Origin of the sequence: Rhodococcus sp. WY5 (assembly GCF_018588185.1) — a bacterium.
GTDB lineage: Bacteria > Actinomycetota > Actinomycetes > Mycobacteriales > Mycobacteriaceae > Rhodococcus_F > Rhodococcus_F qingshengii.
The window spans coordinates 4,277,052-4,296,903 of record NZ_JAAMPR010000001.1 but is presented as its reverse complement, the minus strand read 5'-3'; the positions used below and the strand labels follow the sequence as shown (position 1 = coordinate 4,296,903).

14 protein-coding genes and 1 pseudogene are annotated in these 19,852 nt (G+C 63.8%); 3 read left to right on the top strand and 12 right to left on the bottom strand.

Features of this window, described 5'->3' with window-relative positions; all coding sequences use genetic code 11:
- Window positions 1-2: 2 nt before the first annotated feature.
- The 9 genes and pseudogenes from G4D79_RS19795 to G4D79_RS19755 all read right to left on the bottom strand — a co-directional run bounded on the left by G4D79_RS19795 (window position 3) and on the right by G4D79_RS19755 (window position 11,961).
- On the bottom strand, window positions 3-1,091 hold the full coding sequence (locus tag G4D79_RS19795) for a hemolysin family protein (RefSeq protein WP_003944826.1): 1,089 nt from the start codon (window positions 1,089-1,091) through the stop codon (window positions 3-5).
- Window positions 1,084-2,466: a hemolysin family protein gene (locus G4D79_RS19790; RefSeq protein ID WP_003944847.1), complete on the bottom strand. Its 1,383-nt coding sequence runs from the start codon at window positions 2,464-2,466 to the stop codon at window positions 1,084-1,086. Before G4D79_RS19790 ends, G4D79_RS19795 begins: the two co-directional genes overlap by 8 nt.
- A gap of 311 nt (window positions 2,467-2,777) precedes the next feature.
- Window positions 2,778-4,214, bottom strand: a complete 1,437-nt coding sequence (locus tag G4D79_RS19785; protein ID WP_214514291.1) for a GuaB1 family IMP dehydrogenase-related protein — start codon at window positions 4,212-4,214, stop codon at window positions 2,778-2,780.
- A 3-nt stretch (window positions 4,215-4,217) separates the two neighbouring features.
- Window positions 4,218-5,098: pseudogene (locus G4D79_RS19780) on the bottom strand (DMT family transporter).
- A 4-nt stretch (window positions 5,099-5,102) separates the two neighbouring features.
- Window positions 5,103-6,605 carry a DEAD/DEAH box helicase gene (locus G4D79_RS19775; RefSeq protein WP_214514290.1) on the bottom strand — a complete coding sequence of 501 codons (1,503 nt, stop codon included), beginning with the start codon at window positions 6,603-6,605 and terminating at the stop codon, window positions 5,103-5,105.
- A 62-nt stretch (window positions 6,606-6,667) separates the two neighbouring features.
- Window positions 6,668-8,125 carry an NADP-dependent phosphogluconate dehydrogenase gene (gene gndA, locus G4D79_RS19770; protein WP_007730904.1) on the bottom strand — a complete coding sequence of 486 codons (1,458 nt, stop codon included), beginning with the start codon at window positions 8,123-8,125 and terminating at the stop codon, window positions 6,668-6,670.
- 217 nt (window positions 8,126-8,342) lie between these two features.
- On the bottom strand, window positions 8,343-10,307 hold the full coding sequence (locus G4D79_RS19765) for a DEAD/DEAH box helicase (RefSeq protein WP_214514289.1): 1,965 nt from the start codon (window positions 10,305-10,307) through the stop codon (window positions 8,343-8,345).
- Between the two features lie 261 nt (window positions 10,308-10,568).
- On the bottom strand, window positions 10,569-11,522 hold the full coding sequence (locus G4D79_RS19760; protein WP_007730909.1) for a M56 family metallopeptidase: 954 nt from the start codon (window positions 11,520-11,522) through the stop codon (window positions 10,569-10,571).
- A 25-nt stretch (window positions 11,523-11,547) separates the two neighbouring features.
- Complete coding sequence (locus G4D79_RS19755; RefSeq protein WP_003944876.1) at window positions 11,548-11,961, bottom strand: BlaI/MecI/CopY family transcriptional regulator; 414 nt, start codon at window positions 11,959-11,961, stop codon at window positions 11,548-11,550.
- Between the two features lie 191 nt (window positions 11,962-12,152).
- Between G4D79_RS19755 and G4D79_RS19750 the strand changes: the two genes are divergently transcribed.
- Window positions 12,153-14,726 carry a bifunctional lysylphosphatidylglycerol flippase/synthetase MprF gene (locus G4D79_RS19750; RefSeq protein ID WP_214514288.1) on the top strand — a complete coding sequence of 858 codons (2,574 nt, stop codon included), beginning with the start codon at window positions 12,153-12,155 and terminating at the stop codon, window positions 14,724-14,726.
- A 10-nt stretch (window positions 14,727-14,736) separates the two neighbouring features.
- On the opposite strand, the gene G4D79_RS19745 is transcribed toward G4D79_RS19750, so the two are convergent.
- Genes G4D79_RS19745 through G4D79_RS19735 form a run of 3 tightly spaced genes read right to left on the bottom strand, consistent with a single transcriptional unit; the run spans window position 14,737 to window position 18,133 of the window.
- Window positions 14,737-15,588, bottom strand: coding sequence for an ABC transporter ATP-binding protein (locus G4D79_RS19745; protein WP_003945031.1), 852 nt, complete (start codon window positions 15,586-15,588; stop codon window positions 14,737-14,739).
- Window positions 15,585-16,676: an iron chelate uptake ABC transporter family permease subunit gene (locus G4D79_RS19740; RefSeq protein ID WP_003944960.1), complete on the bottom strand. Its 1,092-nt coding sequence runs from the start codon at window positions 16,674-16,676 to the stop codon at window positions 15,585-15,587. The genes G4D79_RS19745 and G4D79_RS19740 overlap by 4 nt, the downstream gene beginning before the upstream one ends.
- A complete protein-coding gene (locus G4D79_RS19735) occupies window positions 16,673-18,133 on the bottom strand; it encodes an iron ABC transporter permease (protein ID WP_214514628.1) in 1,461 nt (486 codons plus the stop codon). The genes G4D79_RS19740 and G4D79_RS19735 overlap by 4 nt, the downstream gene beginning before the upstream one ends.
- Window positions 18,134-18,335: 202 nt before the next feature.
- Between G4D79_RS19735 and G4D79_RS19730 the strand changes: the two genes are divergently transcribed.
- Together G4D79_RS19730 and G4D79_RS19725 are read left to right on the top strand one after the other, a co-directional pair.
- Window positions 18,336-19,118, top strand: coding sequence for a hypothetical protein (locus G4D79_RS19730; protein WP_003944809.1), 783 nt, complete (start codon window positions 18,336-18,338; stop codon window positions 19,116-19,118).
- 236 nt (window positions 19,119-19,354) lie between these two features.
- On the top strand, window positions 19,355-19,783 hold the full coding sequence (locus G4D79_RS19725; RefSeq protein ID WP_003945020.1) for a PaaI family thioesterase: 429 nt from the start codon (window positions 19,355-19,357) through the stop codon (window positions 19,781-19,783).
- The last annotated feature ends 69 nt before the right edge of the window (window positions 19,784-19,852 follow it).

The window sequence follows — 19,852 nt, the reverse complement described above, 5'->3', positions numbered from 1 at the left end:
GATCAGCTGTTTCTTTGTCCGGGAACAGCATCCGTGCCGCGGTGCGTGCCGTCGCGGACCGTTCCGACGTACTCCTCGAGGAGATCCTCGAGCGCGACGATACCGATCACCACTCCGTCAGCGTCCGTGACAGCGCCGAGGTGCGAGCTGGCCCGACGAAGGCCGGCCAACGCTTCGGCCAGCGGTGTGCTGAGCGGAACGATGGGCAGCGGCCGGATATCCGACGTCGGAACGACGGTATCCGGTCCAGCGGCCTCGTCGAGCACCTCGTCGAGCACGTCCTTGAGGTGCACGTACCCAGCCAGCGATCCGTCGCTCGCTCGCACCGGGTAACGCGAGTATCCGGTCTCGATGACCGCACGCTCGATCTCACCCAGTGTTGTTCCCGACGGTGTGAGGGGAATGGTCCGCACCTTGTCGAGAGTGATCAGGACCTCGGAGACGGTCCGATCGGTCGATTCGAGTGCCTGCTTCAACCGCCGGTGTTCTTCGGCGTCGATCAGACCTTCGGATCGCGATTCACCGATCATCGCGGACAACTCCACCGCCGAGACCGTGACGTCGAGTTCGTCCTTGGGCTCGACGCGCAGGAGCTTGAGCACTCCGTTCGCGCACAGGTTGTAGAACGCGATGATCGGGCGAGCGATCTTGATGAACGCCAGATGCACGGGAACGAGCAGCATGGCCGTCTTCTCGGGGCCGGCCAACGCGATGTTCTTGGGCACCATCTCGCCGAGCAGGATGTGCAGCACGACGACGAGCGACAGCGCGATGGCAAACGAGATCGGGTGCAGCAATCCGTCGGGCAGGCCGACGGCTTCCATCGGCACCTCGAGGAGGTGCGCAATGGCGGGCTCGGCGACCTTACCGAGGAGGATCGAGCAGATCGTGATGCCCAGCTGAGCCGCCGCAAGCATGAGCGAGAGGTTCTCACCGGCCTTGATGACTGTGAGCGCCCGCTTCTTGCCTTGCGCGACCAGTGCTTCGAGGCGGTCACGTCGTGCGGAGATCAGTGCGAACTCCGCACCGACGAAGAATGCATTGCCGGCGAGCAGCACGACGGTGAGGAGTACACCGAAGAGGTTATTCATCGTCGGACTCCTTCTTGCTGTCGTCTGCGGATTCGGGTTCGACGTAAGCGGGGACCGGCGTGATGGTCACCCGGTCGATACGGCGGCCGTCCATGCCGGTCACTCGTGCAATCCACTTTCCGCGCGAATCACCGGACGAGTCGACGTCGGGCAATTCCACCTCGTCACCCTCGTCGGGGATGCGGCCCAGTTCGGTGAGCACCAAGCCGCCGAGCGTGTCGTAGTCGCCTTCGGGAGCGGTGTACCCGGTCGCCGAAGTGACCTCGTCGATGCGCAGGAGACCGGAGCACGACCATCCGTCGCCGACGCGCTGCACGTCGAGTTCGGGTTCGTCGTGTTCGTCGCGCACATCGCCGACGATTTCCTCGATGAGGTCTTCCATCGTGACGATGCCGGCAGTTCCGCCGTACTCGTCGACGACGAGCGCAACCTGCATGCCGTCGGAGCGGATTCGCTCCATGACGGTGTCCCCGTCCAGGCTCGACGGCACGACGGGAACACGTTGAGCCAGACTGTCGACGCGCGTCGTGCGCCGACGTTCGGCCGGAACGGTGAACGCGTGCTTGATGTGTACGACGCCGACCGTGTCGTCGAGATCGCCGCGAACGACCGGGAAGCGCGAATAGCCGGTCCGCGACGCCGTCACGATCAGGTCTGCGACGGTGTCCGAGAGTTCCAGCGATTCGATCTTCACTCGCGGAGTCATCAGCTCTTCTGCCGTGCGGTCACCGAACTGCAGTGAACGGTCGACGAGCATCGCCGTGCCCTTGTCGATGGACCCGCGCTGCGCGGACGTCCGCACGAGGGACCCGAGTTCCTGCGGTGATCGCGCGGAGCGCAATTCCTCCGCGGGTTCGATGCCCAGGCGTCGCACGATCCAGTTGGCGGTTCCGTTGAGGCCGTTGATGGCCCACCGGAAGATCAGCGAGAACCCTGCTTGCAGGCCCGCAGTCGCGCGGGCGGTGGGCATCGGCTTGGAGATTGCGAGGTTCTTCGGTACGAGCTCACCGAAGATCATGGAGAACGAGGTCGCGATCACGAGCGCCAGGATCAAAGACGTTGTCGAGGCCGCGGATTCACTGAGCCCGACGGCCTTCGTGACCGGTGTGATGAACCGTGCCAGGACCGGCTCGGCCAGGTAACCGGTGATCAGGGTTGTGATCGTGATACCCAGCTGAGCGCCGGAGAGCTGGAACGAAAGAGTCTTGTGCGCGTGTTGAACCTGCCGCGAGCGTCGGTCGCCGCCACGAGCAGCTTCGTCGACGGTGCTGCGTTCGAGCGCGGTCAGTGAGAATTCGGCCGCCACGAAGAGGGCGGTGCCTGCAGTCAGCGCGATGAAGCCGACCAGGCTGAGAATGGTGAAAACGATGTCCATGTGTCATCGCCACCTGAGATGTGCACGGGGGCCGCCGGGTTTGTCTCCCGGCTCGCTAGAGGAGCCCTCCGAACCGGCGGAATCAGAAGATTCCTCGGATAAAACGACGGGTGTAGCGCCGGGTAAGTGTGTGGGTGCCTCGGGCACCGGGTTCCTTTCGTCAGAGCCGAGTAGTTCTCGGCTGTAGCGGGCTCGGTCGGGTCGCCGAAGGGCACCCGACCGAGTTTTGTTTTCTGTTTACGGATCCAATGATACCGGCGGGTGCCCAGGAGTAGGGACCCGAGCACCCGCCGACAGTCACAGAACGTGGTTCACCAACCAGACGGAAGCGGCCGTCCTTCGGCAAATCCGGCGGCGGACTGCACGCCCAGAACGGCCTTCTCGTGCAGCTCCTCGAGAGAGCGCGCACCCGCGTACGTGCAGGTACTGCGCACGCCGGAACAGATCTGATCGATCAGGTCCTCGACTCCGGGGCGCTCGGGATCGAGACGCATCCGCGAACTGGAGATGCCTTCCTCGAACAATCCCTTACGGGCGCGATCGAAAGCCGTTTCGGTGGCTGTGCGAGCGGCAACAGCGCGCTTGGAGGCCATACCGAAGCTCTCCTTGTACGCGTTGCCCGCCTGATCGACTTTGAGATCGCCGGGGGACTCGTATGTGCCGGCGAACCACGAGCCGATCATGACGTTCGACGCGCCCGCCGCGAGGGCGAGTGCAACGTCGCGGGGGTGTCGAACGCCGCCGTCGGCCCAGACGTGCTTGCCGAGCTCACGTGCCGCTGCAGCACATTCCGCGACGGCCGAGAACTGCGGGCGTCCGACGCCGGTCATCATGCGAGTCGTGCACATGGCTCCGGGTCCGACGCCGACCTTGACGATGTCCGCGCCTGCGGCGATCAGATCACGGGTTCCCTGTGCGGAGACCACGTTGCCTGCGACCAACGGGACGCCGAGATCGAGCGCCTTGAGGGTGGTGAGTGCATCGATCATTCTCTGCTGGTGACCGTGAGCCGTGTCCACGACGATCACGTCGGCACCGGCGTCGACGAGTGCCTTGGCCTTGGCGCCCACGTCACCGTTCACACCGACCGCCGCAGCGACCCGGAGTGCGCCGCGCTCGTCGACTGCGGGGTCGTAGATGCCGGCACGGATCGCGCCGGTGCCGGTGAGGACGCCGGCAAGAGTCCCGTCTTCGTTGATGATGACCGCCAGCGGATCATGCTTGGTTTCGAGCAGTTCGAAGACCTCACGCGGTGTGGCGGTGACCGGGGCCGTGACGAAGTCGGTGATCGCGACGGTACGGAGGCGAGTGAACCGATCGACATCCGCGCAGGCAGCCTCGGTGACGACACCGAGAGGCTTACCGTCCTCGACCACCACGACCGCGCCGTGAGCGCGCTTGGGAAGCAGCGCCAGCGCATCGGAGACGGCGTCGTCCGGACTCAGCGTGACCGGCGTATCGGCGACGAGGTGGCGGCTCTTGACGAACGCCACGGTCTCGGCGACAGCTTCGGTGGGGACGTCCTGCGGAATGATGACCAGTCCGCCGCGGCGGGCGACAGTCTCCGCCATGCGGCGGCCGGCGACTGCGGTCATATTGGCGACCACGACGGGAATGGTCGTTCCGGATCCGTCGGAAGAATTGAGATCGACGTCGAATCGAGAGGTGACCTCGGTCCGGTTAGGGACGAGGAAGACGTCGTCGTAGGTCAGGTCGTATGGGGGGCGTTGCCCTTCGAGGAACTGCACGTTTCACGAGCCTACCGTCGATTCCGCCGTAGCGCCCTCGGTATCGCGCGCTTGTGAGCGGGAGAGGGCGATCGTGGTCATGATCATGACGGCGACGGCGCACCCGATGAGAGCAATTCCGGGACCGTCGACGCGAAGGCGTTCGTCGAGCACTGTCATCCCCAGGAAGATGGCCGCGATCGGCTCGCCGATCGTCAGGGCGGGTAGCGACGCCGACAGCGGCCCGACCTGGAACGCGCGCTGTTGCAGGTAGACCCCGATTGCGCCCGAGGCGATCAGCGCCCACGTCTGCCATGCCGAAATCACCCCGACGACGCCGTGGCCGAGTAGGTCGGTGACGTACTTGGTGAATGCGACGGCGACGCCGTAGAAGATGCCTGCCGCAGAGCCGAGAAGCAGTGCGCGCCAGCCGCCGTCGAGTTTGGACAAGCCGCCGACAGTTGCGGCCACGGCCACTGCGACCGTAATCGTCAGGGGCACAGCCCAATCCGACCATGGAGCATTGCTGTCTCCCTCGGTGGGATCGCCGACGACGAGGAAGATCGCCAAGGAAATCGCGAGCATGATCGCCAGTGACCACGCGGAACGGGTGATGCGGATTCCCGAGAATTTGGCCGAGAGAGGCAGCGCGAACAGCAACGAGGTCACGATCAGCGGCTGCACCACCACACCGAACCCAACGACAGTGCAACGGCCTGCATGACGTACCCGCCGCCGTCACCGATCAACCCGGCCCACCACCGAGGACTGCGAATCAACGACGCCACCAACGCCTCGCCCTCGGGAACCGCGGACGCCGCCCGTTGCTGAGCGACCGAAGCGCACGCGAAGAGCAGTGCAGCGAGAAGTGCGCAGAGAACCGAGATCAGTGGAAGATCACCCATTCCCTCAGTGTGCGCGCTTGCCCGCCCGATTTCCGGCAGACGGCTTTCCTGCGCCGGGTGCGCCGCGACGCGGGGTCAAGCCCTTGGACGCCAGACGCTCCGAACGGGTCGGGACCGGAGTGCCGTCCGCACGGATCTTCTTCACACTCTTCGGATCGGTGACGCGCCGCGAGGAGGCGGCGCGCTTGTCGCCGTCCTTCTTCATCCGGCCTCCGGCAGCGGTCCGGCCTGCAGTGTCGTGTTCCTGACGGCCACGCTTGGCGGTGTGCTTGACGGCAACCGTCGTATCGGGAGCCTCGACCGGAATTCCCGTCGGCTCCATCGCACCGGTGATGCGCGTGAGTTCAAGATCGTCAGGACGAACCCGCACACCGTGAACCTTGATGCCTGCCTGCTTGGTCAACTTCTCGACCGAGTCACGTTCTTCGTCGGTGACGATGGTGACGACGACGCCTGATTCCCCGGCGCGTGCCGTCCGGCCGGCCCGGTGCAGGTAGTCCTTCGCCTCGGCCGGGGGATCGACGTGAACGACGAGCGTCACGTCGTCGACATGGATTCCGCGCGCGGCGACATCGGTGGCGACCAGGACCGGTGTTGTCCCGTCGGAGAACGACGCGAGGGTCTTGGTCCGATTGTTCTGCGTCTTGCCGCCGTGCAGAGCCCCGGCCGAGACGCCGATCAAATGCAGTTGCTGCGCAAGACGATCCACACCGTGCTTGGTCTTGACGAACATGATGGTCCGCCCCGCGCGCGAAGCGATATGTGCGACAACGGATCTCTTGTCGTCGCGGTCGACGAAAAGCAGGTGATGCTCCATGGTCGAGACGGTCGCAACCGGGGGAGCAGTCGAGTGCGACGCCGGATTGCGCAGGTAACCCGCGACCAGATCGTCGACCTTGCCGTCGAGTGTCGCCGAAAAGAGAAGACGCTGACCGTCTTTCGGAGTCGTGTCGAGAATCTTCGCAACCTCGTCGATGAAACCCATGTCTGCCATGTGGTCGGCTTCGTCGATGGTCGTGATCAGGACGTCGTCGAGAATCACCGACTTCTGGTCGAGTAGGTCGAGTAGGCGCCCGGGGGTCGCGATCAGCAGATCGACGCCGCGGGCAAGGATGTCGGCCTGACGCTTGATCGGAACGCCCCCGACCGCATTTGCCACACGCAAACCGATCTCGGTAGCGGCGTCGTCGAGTGCCTTGTGGATCTGGATCGCCAGCTCACGGGTGGGAGCGAGCACCAAACCGCGCGGACGATTCCGCTTGCTCGCCCCACCCTTGAGGCGCACCAGCATCGGAAGCCCGAAGGCCAGAGTCTTTCCGGAACCCGTCGCACCGCGCCCGAGTACATCCCGACCGGCAAGAACATCGGGGATGGTTGCCGACTGAATGGGGAAGGGGGCATCGATGCCGCTTCGGCGCAACGCGTGCACCATCACGGCGGGGATTCCGAGGTCGACGAACGAACGCCCTTCGGTCGAGGTGGGCGAGTCGATCGTCGATTCCTGCATTTGTCCAGGCTACCGGGTATCGGTAGACGCAGATGACCGCATCTACCGATACCCGCTGTGAATCAGGCCTCGATTTCGCTGCGGTCACCGCTCCACAGTGTGTGGAACTTGCCCGGCTTGTCGATGCGCTCGTAGGTGTGCGCGCCGAAGAAGTCGCGCTGACCCTGAGTCAGGGCGGCCGGCAGACGCTCCGCGCGGAGACCGTCGTAGTACGACAGCGAGGACGCGAACGCAGGTACCGGAATGCCGAGCATCGTCGCGGTGGCGACCACGCGGCGCCAGCTGTCGATGCCTGCCTCGATGGCCTCGCGGAAGTACGGCGCCAGAATCAAGCTCGGCAGGCTCGGATCGGCGTCGAACGCGTCCTTGATGCGGTTGAGGAACTGCGCACGGATGATGCAGCCACCGCGCCAGATCGTCGCCAGGTCGGCAGGCTTGAGGTTCCAGTCGTACTCGGCGCTGCCGGCAGCGATCTGATCGAAGCCCTGCGCGTACGCCACGATCTTCGACGCGTACAGCGCGGCCTGGATGTCGGCGGCAAACTGCTCGGCGTCAGCAGGCTTGTCGCCGAGAGAGCCGGCAGCCAGACCCTGCGCCTGAGCTGCAGCGCGCTGATTGCGGCTACCGGACAGTGCGCGAGCAAACACGGCTTCGGCGATACCGGTGACCGGCACGCCCAGATCCAGAGCGGACTTGACCGTCCAGCGGCCCGTGCCCTTCTGCTCGGCAGCGTCGACGATGACGTCGACCAACGGCTTGCCCGTCTCGGCGTCGACCTGGCGGAGCACCTCGGCGGTGATCTCGATCAGGTAGGACTCGAGGGTGCCCTTGTTCCACTCGGTGAAGACGTCGGCAACCTGACCGGCGTCGTAGCCCAGAGCGTCGCGGAAGAGGTTGTACGCCTCGCCGATGAGCTGCATGTCGGCGTACTCGATGCCGTTGTGCACCATCTTGACGAAGTGACCGCTGCCGTCGGGGCCGATGTGGGTGCAGCACGGGGTGCCGTCGACGTGAGCGGAGATGGACTCGAGAAGCGGGCCGAGAGCCTCGTAGGACTCCTTCGGGCCGCCCGGCATGATCGACGGACCGTTGAGTGCGCCTTCTTCGCCACCGGAGATACCGGCGCCGACGAAGTGCAGTCCGCGGGCGCGGATCGCCGCTTCACGACGGATCGTGTCGGTGTAGAGCGAGTTGCCACCGTCGATGATGATGTCGCCGGGCTCCATGGCGTTTGCGAGCTCTTCGATGACAGCATCGGTCGGGGCGCCGGCCTTGACCATGATCAGGACGCGTCGCGGCTTCTGAAGTGCGGCAACAAACTCCTCGACGGTCTCGGTGCGCACGAAATCGCCCTCGGAACCATGCTCGGCGATCAGGGCATCGGTCTTCGCGATGCTGCGGTTGTGCAGGGCAACGGTGTGACCGTGGCGGGCGAAATTGCGGGCAATATTCGAACCCATGACGGCCAGGCCGGTGACGCCGATCTGAGCTCGGGGTGATTCGGTGCTAGTGGTTGACATGCTTACAGCTTTCCCTCTCGGTCCGCGGCTGTGAAATCCTGCGCTGTGCGCAGCCGAAAACGGTGCGGCCGCGACGCGCGTGAACATCAGACCGTGCATACAAAACACGGATGCAGATCACTTTAATTGCAGTGACCTGCATCCGTCTCGATACAGCTTCCGGCACAGCCGGAAGGTTCTCAGTGTTCAGTTGTCGAGCCGCAGCTCAGCGCAGGTATTACCGCTGATCGCGCTTCGGGCCGTCGAATCCGTCATAGCTACGACGGTCGGTGCGGCTGCGGAAGCCGCCACCGCTGGTCGAGGCTGCACGGTTGTCGCCGCCTTCGCGGTTTCCCTGGTATCCGCCGGAGGAGCGGTTGCCCTGGTAGCCGGTCGAGGGGCGGCTGTCGCGGTCTCCGTAGGACGGACGGCTGTCACGGTTGCCCTGGTAACCACCGCTGGAGCGATCACCCTGGTATCCACCGGAAGAGCGGTTGCCCTGGTATCCGCCGCGGCTCTCGCCGTCACGGTTGCCCTGGTAACCACCCGAAGAGCGGTTTCCTTGGTAGCCGGTCGAGGGGCGGCTGTCGCGGTCTCCGTAGGACGGACGGCTGTCACGGTTGCCCTGGTAACCACCGCTGGAGCGATCACCCTGGTATCCACCGGAAGAGCGGTTGCCCTGGTATCCGCCGCGGCTCTCGCCGTCGCGGTTGCCCTGGTAGCCACCCGAAGAGCGGTTTCCTTGGTATCCGGTCGAGGGGCGGCTGTCGCGGTTGCCCTGGTAACCACCACTCGAGCGATCACCCTGGTATCCGCCGCGGCTCTCGCCGTCGCGGTTGCCCTGGTATCCACCGGACGAGCGGTTGCCCTGGTAGCCGCCACGGCTTCCACCACGATCACCGAAGGAACGCTCGCCACGAGAAGAGCTCTCGCGCAACGGTTCTCCGGTCGGCTTCTTGGCGCCGGTGATGCGAGCAAGTTCAGCAGAACCCGGGGTGACGGCAACGGCTGCGGCATTGACGCCGGCCATACCGGTCAGACGCTTGAACTGACGCTTCTGGTTGGGCAGCACGATGGCGACAACGGTGCCCTTCTCGCCGGCGCGAGCGGTACGACCAGCGCGGTGCAGGTAGTCCTTGTGGTCGGCCGGGGGATCGACGTGAACGACGAGGTCGATGCCGTCGACGTGGATGCCGCGTGCTGCGACGTCCGTTGCGACGAGGACCGGGGTGCGGCCGTTCTTGAAACGCTCGAGGACGCGGGTGCGCTGGTTCTGTGCCTTGCCGCCGTGAAGCGACTCGGCAGCGATGCCGACTGCGCGGAGGCGGTCGGTGATTCCCTCGCAACCGAGCTTGGTGCGGGCGAACATGATGGTGCGTCCGTCGCGGGCACCGATCTCGGCGAGGACTGAATCCTTCTGTCCACGATCGACGAGGAGGACGTAGTGCTCCATCGTGTCGACGCTTGCGCGGCCGTCTTCGGTGGAGTGGGTGACGTGGTTGGCCAGGAACTGACGAACCAGCGACTGGACCTCACGGTCGAGGGTTGCCGAGAACAGCAGACGCTGTCCGTCTGCGGGGGTCTCACCGAGGATCGAGCGAACCTCGGGCAGGAAGCCCATGTCCGCCATCTGATCGGCTTCGTCGAGTGCGGTGATTTCCACCGAGTCGAGGATGCAGGTGCCCTGACGCAGGTGGTCGCCGAGACGACCCGGCGTTGCGACGAGGACGTCTACGCCGCGGCGAAGCTGATCGACCTGCTTGGCGAACGGCGTTCCACCGACAGCGGGGCGAACCGTGAGTCCGAGTGCGCCGGCGTAGGAGTTGAGGGAGTCGACCACCTGGAAAGCAAGCTCACGGGTGGGGACGAGCACGAGTGCGCGGGGACGCTTGGCGGCCGGGCGATCTTCGTGGCGTGAGAGGCGGGTCAGCATCGGCAGGCCGAAGGCGAGGGTCTTGCCCGATCCGGTCTGTGCGCGGCCGAGAACGTTGGTTCCGGCGAGCGCGTCCGGGATGGACTGCGCCTGGATGGGGGACGGGACGGTGATGGAGTTGCGCGCCAATGCGGCAACAAGCTGCTCGGGCAGGCCGATCTCGGCGAAGGTGATACCCGGCTCGGTGGCGACTGCTTCTTCGGCAGCGGGGGTGTTGACGGTGGGGTCTTCGATGTTCTCGGAAGACGACATTTGGACAGCGTTGGTCACGCGGAAACCTCTCCGGACTACGGGCACGTCGCGGAGCGGAAGAAGCCATGCTGAAATACACGACACAGTTCGCAAAGGGACGAGCCAGGGCACATGTCACCTGGCAATCCGAACGCATACTGCGGGGAATTGGGCTGTGTGCCGTTATATGTTGACGGACCACGATGGTGGCCGTGATCCACTCTACGCCACCGGGGACACCGAAGTCAGGTAGCCCCGCCTGTGACCTGCACTACTACACGGGGTTACGCAGGTCAAGACTCAGTATGCGTTGAAAAGCAGTCGAAGTTCGGTGAGCCAGGGCACAGCCACCGCAACCGTGGGAACAACGAGAATCGCGACCGCCCCGAGATACGCAAAAACTGCGATGCGGGGATCTGCGTCGTCGGCCGAGAGGCGTTGCACTCGGATGAGCGTCGACGGCCCGCCCGCTGCCATTGCCCCGCGGGGTGCCGTCGATCCGGCACACGCGACAAGCGCCCGCGCGAGGGGAGTGGGACCGGTAGCCCGCACGGCTGAATCGTCGGCGAGCAACTCCACCAGTAGCTGCACCGATCCCAGGGCCGACTTGCTACGAACGAAACGGGGGAACGCGTGGTTGACGGCAGTGAAAGCCTCGAGGACCAGATCGTGACGAGCTCGCAGGTGGGAACGCTCGTGCGTCAGGATGGCTTTGACCTCGGCATGATCGAGGTTCTGCAGAGTGCCTTGACTGAGAACCACGCGTTGACGCAGACCTGGCAGGCAGTATGCGATCGGTTCGTCGACGTCCAGTACCCGCAGATCGGGTGTGCGTTCCACCGACGCGGGCATGGCGCAGTCGTCGAGAAGGTCCACCAACACGCGGTGACGTGCACGGCGACGTCGGGTTCTCACAGCGACCTGGATGATCGAGAAGATCAGCTTCGCGCCGATCAGAAGCGTCAGGGCAAAAACAACCACGTACAGAATCCACAGCGGGAGCCCGAGTGCATCGATTTCGGCGGTCGGGGCCGTCGTCGGCCTACCGTCAGTGCCGGGAACGAGCAGCTGGCTGGCAATGGCCAGGCCCGAGCTGAATGCCGACAGCACCGCAGCAATTGCGACGGCTTGCCACAGAACCAACGCCGCGCGTGGAGCGCGGTAAGGCCACGTGGAGCGGCTCAGGAGTGCGGGAACCGGACCGGCCAGCAACAAGGCAAGCAGTCCGAAAACCAGTGCAGTAGTGGCGTTCATGTCCTACACATCATGCACGACGAAATCAGTTCGGCCTAGAAATTCCGGGCTGCGCAGCCTTTTTCGCGGACTCGCGCACCTCGAGGGCAGCGAGCGCCTCGCGGAGAGCATCGGCTTCGTCAGCATTGACCTGTCCCACGAAGTGGACGAGCGCCGCGGCGCGACCGCCGGACTCCGGAGCCTGGGCCAGCGCGTCGACCATCAGACTCGCGACCAGTTCTTCGCGTTTGTTGACGGGAAGATAGCGATGTGCGCGATCGTCACGCTGCTGAATCACCAGATGCTTCTTCGCCAGGCGCTGCAGAACGGTCATTACCGTCGTGTACGCCAATTCTCGATGCGTCGCGAGTGCTTCATGCACCTGTCGCACAGTTTGCGGTTCCGATGTGGACCACAAATGATCCATCACCGCGCGTTCGAGTTCACCTAGACCTGCCATTCTTCGATTCTACGGACTTCCACGACGAAATACGTACTACTGGTAGTAGTAACCACCTCGGTGGGGGTGTGGTATTGGCCATAGTGATCTGCGTGACGGTTACGGTGGTGTGAGACGACGGAATTCCCGACAATGACGATGCCCGATAATTGCAAGCCAACAGTCGATCCGCAGAAAGTAGCCGCACGTAGATGACGATCGACAGTTCGCCGGGCACCGAAGAATCGACATCACGGGCGCGGGCAGTCACGCAGAAAGCTGCCGGCATCATCCGTTTCGGCATTCGCGACGCACCATTGACGGTCGTTCTACTTCTCACCATGTGGATCGTGGGTGCCGCAACCGGCAGCCTCGTTCACGGACCGTCCCGCGATCTCGAGCACACGATCGGTGCCGGAATGGGCTCGATCCAGCACGGCCGCATCTGGACTCCGCTCACGTCCGTGCTGTGGGCAGGAAACCTGCTCGGGTACCTCGGCGCGACCGTGCTCCTGATCGCAGTCGCCGCACCCCTCGAACGCCGAATGGGAACGATCAAGCTTGCGATCGCCGGCGCAAGCACTCAAATCTTGGGAGTCCTGCTCGGGCTCGGCTGGGCGTCGTTTGCGAAGGTGTTCGATTCCAGTTGGGGATTCCGCCTCCACGTGGGCTCCGCGGTCGGAGCCAGTGCATGGATCGTCGGCGCTGCGATGGCCGCCAGCTCGAACATGGGCACCCTGTGGCGCCGTCGCATTCGCGTCGGAACTTTGGCGTTGACGATCACTTTGGCCTTGTTCAGTGGTCAGCTGCAAGACGTCATCCGATTCTTTGCCGCTGTGGTGGGTTTGGTGATCGGTCAGTGGATCGTCGGACGATCGGCGCGCGGTGAGCGCATCGCCGGGACACAGCGAGAGGGTCGCGTCCTGGTCGCCATCGTCGTCGCGGCGAGTGCGATCGGCCCGATGATCGCCGCATTGTCCCCGCAGGCGGTCGGCCCACTCGCGGTCCTCCGTGACCTCTTCCGCGGAGTTCCCTGGACTGTCGCCGAGGTTCGAGAACTGTGCGAGGAGTCGGCGTCGGATCCGGACTGCCGACGAGGACTCCTCGAGCTCAGACTCTCCGGTATCGGCCCGACTCTGCTCTCGCTGATGCCGTCGATCTTCGTTCTCGTGTTGAGTGACGGGCTCCGTCGTGGCCGCAGATTCGCCTGGATTGCGACAGTGTGTGCTCAGGTAGTCCTACTCGTCCTCTCGATCGGGAACTTCGTCATCAGGTTCGTCGACGCCGTCGACAGTGACAGCTTGTTCTACGGAATCAGCGATCCGAACGTGTACCGAACTCTGGTGCCGTTCCTGACACCGCTCTTCGTACTGATCCTGCTGATCGCGACACGTCGATACTTCGACGTCGCGGCCCCGGCCAAGACATACCGACGTCTCGGTGCTGCGATCGTGACCTTGCTCGCGGTCCTCGCCGTGATCTACGTCGGCGGCGGAATGCTCGCCAGGCACGGGTTCGATCGCGAGCCAACCGTAACGATGTTGCTCGCGGACTTCCCTCAGCGCCTTGTACCGCCCGTGTACCTGCAGTTGATCGATCCGCGTCTGCTTCCCGTGGACATCGAGTCGACGTTGCTCTTCGAGTGGACCGGCGTCGTGTTCTGGGGCGTCGCCGCCGTGTTGGTGTTCGTGAGTTTCCTCAAGCCGGTCAAGACCGCCGATCCCAAAGCCGCCGAACGAGCACGATCCATGTTGATCGCCGGTACCGGCAGCCCGTTGTCCTGGATGACGACGTGGAAGGGAAACACATACTGGTTCAGCGCGGACGGTTCGAGTTACGTCGCGTATCGCGTCATCGCCGGTGTTGCTCTCACAACCGGTGATCCGGTCGGTCCTCCAGATCGCATGCGCACGGCGATCGAGGAGTTTGCCGAGTTCGCGTCGTCGAACGGTTGGATTCCCTGCTTCTATTCAGTGACCGACGACGCCCGAAGCATCACTGATTCCATGGGCTGGAGCGGCCTGCAGGTCGCCGAGGAAACCGTGCTCGACCTCGGACAGGTCGCGTTCACAGGAAAGCGGTTCCAGGATGTGCGAACAGCACTGAACCGGGCGAAGAAGTCCGGGATCACGGCCGAGTGGATTTCCTTCCCTCATGCACCTCTCGCGATCAAGGATCAGATAGTTGCGATCTCGGAGGAATGGGTGGCGGACAAGGGGATGCCCGAGATGGGATTCACCCTCGGCGGACTCGACGAGGTCGACGACGAACAAGTGCGGTGCCTGATCGCCGTCGACGAGGATCGCACCGTGCACGGTGTCACGTCGTGGCTACCGGTGTACCGCGACGGCAAAGTCGTCGGGTGGACACTCGACTTCATGAGGCGACGCTCCGAAGGATTCCGTCCCGCGATGGAGTTCCTCATCGCCTCCGCTGCACTGAAATTGGAGGAGGAGGGCGTCGAGTTCCTCAGTCTGTCCGGTGCACCGTTGGCAACAATCGCCGGTGACTCCGAGAGGAATGCGAACGAACCGGAGGCCACGACTTTCTCGGCGATGATGGACAGCGTGCTCGACCTACTCGGTCGCACCCTGGAACCGGTGTACGGATTTCGTTCGCTGTTGGCCTTCAAATCGAAGTTCCAGCCTCGGTACGTGCCGATGCACATGACTTTCGCCGATCCAGCCGCGTTGCCGAGCATCGGGAACGCGGTCGGACGGGCGTACCTGCCGACCGTGACGATCGGTCAAGGATTCAAACTTGTTCGGACGATTCTGGGTCGCTGATTCGCGATCGTCACGCAGGCTTTGCCGGCCCGCCGACGGCGCCGAACACGTGCCGGGTTCCGATCGGAACGATCAGCGGCCGATCCGAGACGGGATCGTCGATGACCGCAGCTTCGAGACCGAACACCTCGAGCAGAAGTTCCGCGGAAATGATGTCCTTGGGGACACCAGAAGCGACGACGGCGCCGTCGCGCATCACGATCAGATGATCGCTGTATCTGACCGCGAGATTGAGGTCGTGCAGAACCATCACCACGGTGCGCCCCATTTCCTCGTGGAGTTGATCCACCAGGTCGAGGACTTCCATCGAGTGCGCGAGGTCCAGATAGGTAGTCGGTTCGTCGAGAAGCAGAATGTCGGTTCCCTGGGCGAGAGCCATCGAGATCCAGGCTCGCTGGCGCTGACCGCCGGACAATTGATCGACGGGTCGATCGGCGAGATCCGAGACACCGGTCAGCTCCAGCGCTTCGGCGACCTCGCCCTCGTCGTCCGCGGACCACTGCCTGATCCACGACTGGTGCGGGTGGCGCCCACGTGAGACCAGATCGGCGACCGTGAGTCCTTCGGGCGCAACCGGAGTCTGGGGGAGCATTCCGAGCACCCGTGCGACTTCCTTGGTCTTCATCGAACTGATCGCCTTGCCGTCCAGGACAACCGATCCGCCCTTGGGCTTGAGCAGACGACCGAGCGCACGCAGGAGCGTCGACTTGCCGCAACCGTTGGGGCCGATGACCGTCGTGATCACGCCGGTAGGGATCTCGAGATCGAGTCCGTCGACGATGATGCGGTCCCCGTATCCGAGCGTCAGGTTCTTGGCGACGAGACGCGAAGGAGTATCGGTGGACTGGGCGATGGTGGTCATGCTGTGACCTTCCGATTGTTACGAACCAACAGGTAGAGCAGGAACGGACCACCAAGTGCGGAAGTCACGATTCCGACGGGGAGTTCCACAGGCAGAATTGTTCGAGCGATGACGTCGCTGCCGACCACCAGTACAGCACCGGTCAGCGCGGACGCCACGATGGGCGGGCCGGCAGAGCGCACCAGACGCATGGCGACCTGTGGCGCAGCCAGGGCGACAAAGCCGACCGGACCTGCTGCGGCGGTTGCGATGGCGGCCAGCGCCACGGCGGAGAGCAACAGTTTGGCCTGCGATGATTGCAAGCGAACACCGAGAGAGGTGGCGTTGTCGTCGCCCAACCGCAGCGCTCCCATGGTGAACGAAGCGATCACCGCGTAGCCGCCGACTACCGCGACAGCGATGGCTACCGGCCACATCTGATTCCAGGTGGCACCGTTGAGCGAACCGTTGAGCCACACCTGTGCGCGGGAAGCATCGTTGATGTCCGCCGAGATGAGAAGCCATCCCGTCGCTGCCACGAGCATGGCGTTGATGCCGATACCGATCAGGATGAGGCGGAATCCCTCGACGCCCTTGCGCCACGCCAAGGCGTAGATCACCACTGCTGTCAGCAGACCGCCACACAGTGCAGCCAACGGAATCCCCAGTGTGGCAAGCAGTCCCACGAACGACCCGCCACCACCGAGCACGATGAGAGCAACCGCGGCAGCACTCGATCCGGCCGTGATTCCGAGGATGTCGGGGCTGGCGAGGGCGTTGCGAGCGATCGTCTGGGTGACCGCACCGGCAATACCGAGTGCCATGCCGATGAAGAGTGCGGTGAGCGATCGAGGAAGTCGGAGATCGAAGACGATCAGGTTCTGTGTCTTGCTTCCATTACCGAGCAGGACGGAAATGACATCGGGGATCGAGATCGGATAGTCGCCGCGTCCGATGTTGATGCAGAGCAGAAGGAAGAGTGCGACCGCGAGCGCAATGCACACCGACACCGCGAGTGGACGGTAGACCAGCGAGAATCCACCGATACGAATCGACTTACGTGAGGGGACGGTCCGGGGGAGTACCCGGAGTTCTTGCTTGAGCGTCACAGACTTGCCAACTTCCTGCGGCGTACGAGAGCGATGAAGAACGGGGCGCCGAACAGGGCCAGGATGATTCCGACCTGCAACTCGCCGGGACGCACGACTACGCGGCCGATGATGTCCGCGGTGATCAACATGACCGCGCCGAGCAAGCCCGCGTACGGGACCAGCCAGCGGTAGTCGGGTCCGGTGATGGCCCGGGCCACGTGGGGGACCACCAATCCGATGAACGCGATAGGTCCACACGCTGCGGTCGCGGCGCCGGTCAGCAGGGTGATCGCGATGATGCCGAGTGTGCGACTGAACGCGATGTTCGTTCCCAACGCTTTTGCGACGTCTTCACCCAGGCTGAGGACATTGAGACCAGGCGTACTCGCCAGGGCGATGACCAAACCGAGTATCAGGAAGGGGAGGACCTGCCAGAGAACGTCGAACCCGCGACCGGACACCGACCCGACTACCCAGAAACGGTAGGCGTCCAGGCTCGTCTGGTCGAGGATTATCACGGCGTTGGTCATGGCTTGCAGGAAGAACGCGACGGCCGCGCCCGCCAGAGCCAGACTCAGAGGACTTGCGCCGCCGTTTCCGATGGAGGACAAGCCGAAGACGACGATGCTGGCGACGAACGATCCTGCAAACGCGAACCAGAGGTACTGACTCGGGGCGGTGAAACCGAAGAGATAGATCGCCATGACTACGAAGAAAGCCGCGCCGGCGTTGAGGCCGAGTAATCCGGCATCTGCCAACGGGTTACGGGTGTGTCCCTGAATCAGGGCGCCGGCGATACCGAGTGCGATGCCGACGACAAGACCCAGGATGGTCCGCGGAGCGCGCAACGTTCGCACGATGATGTCCGTCTGGGTGCCGTCCGAACTGAAGATGGCGTGGAAGATCTCGGCAAACGTCAGCGGACGTGCGCCCACCGCGATGCTCGCGAGCATGACGAGCGCGAGAAGAACCGTGAGCACCGCGAGACCGATCAGCCGGCGTCGACGAGTTGCCCCGACGCTGTTGTCGCGCGCGAGTTCCTCGAACCCTTCTTCGCGCGCCGTGCTTTCACGGACCACCTCGATACTGGTTCGATCGAACGGCCTGCGCAGAGCTCGGCGAACACCGATGGGCTGCTTTGTCTTCGCGTCACGCGTGACCAGACCTACCCATCCCTTTCCCGAGGTCCGGCCTGTGGCACCTTCGCGGAATCCCAGGTTCCACACGAGGAGACCAACGGCAATGGCTATTGCCGTCCCACCGAATACTGCGCGGTCGGCTTCGCCGCCACCGTTCTCGTCTCGGAGCGACTGAACGACGTACCAGCCGACGAGCAACGGAAGCAGGAACACCCCCGCGTCGAAAATCCCAGCTAGAACACGCATTCGGACAGGAGCCGGGCCGCGCGGCACTATGCGCCGTCCGTACGTCTCGCTGGGTCCTCGGGGATGTCCGTTCCCGAGCGGTTTGATCATCGTCACTGGCGGTTCGAGCTCCTGGTCTTTGTGCGCAGGGAATTCGCATCTTAGGTTACGGAACCCTATGTGGGTGTGCTCCCTGCGGGGCAAGTTCCTGTGAATATGCGGTGCCCAGCGTCACAGTTCTTTACTCTTGAATTATGGTGAGGCTAACCTACATTAAGAACCACAAGACAACTTCGGCCGATTGGAGTGCACGGTGACAATCACCTTGACCACCCAGCATGCGGATGTTCGTGAATTCGAACTCCGGTCGAACGCATTGAGCCGCACCAGCGTTCGCCTACGAGCACTCAACCCTGACTACCCGCGCGTCTACGCGGTTGCCGCCATGTCAGGTGAAGGCAAACGGCGTTGGTGGCAGTTGAGTGAAGGCTTGTGCGGGGATCGGGTGCATCAGATGTTCGCCCGCTCGCTCCAGGATCTCGACAGTGCCGAAGCTGCGGCGATACAGGTCGCAACATCACTGATTCACGCTGTGGTCGGCAGGGTTGCCGCATCGATCGTCTCCGAAGGTGCCGCTTGGGATCCAGGCCTCGAGAACCTGTTCATCCACATGGACAGCGACGGCGGTATCGACTGGGCCGGGGTGATCGACGAAACTCTGCGAGTTGCGCCGAACGGACGGGAGTCCGGCAGTGACGGCGTCGTCGACATGCCGTGCGAAGAAGCGCTCCTCGTCTGGACCGCGCACCGTTGCCTGACCTCGCTACGGGCGATCTACGACGCCGTCTCCAGGTGTGCGCCCGTCGACCAGTTCAGATTCTGGGGCTTGGTAGGGGAGTCGATCCTGGGCGCAGCGGCATATGTCCCCATCTTGGCCGGCGGGGGCGAATCAGCCGCTCAGCGCCGCGGGCAGGGGCTGCTGGACGCTTTTGTCGCCGCCGGACTGCCCGTGCGTGCACGCCGCAAGGTCTCGCTACGTCCTCGTTGGAACCAGTTCGACGAAGGGCTTGCTAAATTAGGTCAGCCTTGCCTATGATTGTGGAACACCGCGCGGAGAGCTACACCCCGCGAGAGTGACGAAACTGCCGGACCGCGCCGGAGTCCTGAGGGCTGCAGAGACTCCCGGTCCTTCCCACGGCGGGTTTCACATCGAATGATGTGAAACCCGCCGGTTCTTTTTCCAGACCTGATTCCAAGCTCGAGTTACCTCTCGTGTAATCAGGTAGGGAGTGGCAGCCACACCGGCGCCAGAGAATCACAGATGGAGATGGCATGGTCGACACTGCTGAGACCGCAGAGATGATGAAACGGCTCGGAACGGGCTTCGACGCCACCATCGGCCTGGAATACACCGAACTGAGCCCAGATCGCGTGCGGGCGCAATGGACCGTCAAGCCCACGCTGCACCAGCCCGCCGGGATACAGCACGGGGGTGTGTACTGCTCAGTGGTGGAGTCTCTCGCCAGCGTCGGTGGCACCGTGTGGCTGGGCGAGCGAGGACACGTGGTCGGAGTCAACAACAACACCGACTTCCTGCGCGCAACGCGGGAGGGCACTCTCACCGCTGAAGCCACCCCGATTCATCGCGGACGCACCCAGCAACTCTGGGAAGTTCGCATCACCGACGAGAACGACCGACTCGTTTCCAAGGGACAGGTTCGCCTCGCGAACATCACCGAGGTGGCGAAGATCGGAAACTGACCACGCGGCAGTCGATCGAATGACGGAGGGCGGCTGCGGAATTGAACTCCACAGCCGCCCTCCGCCGGT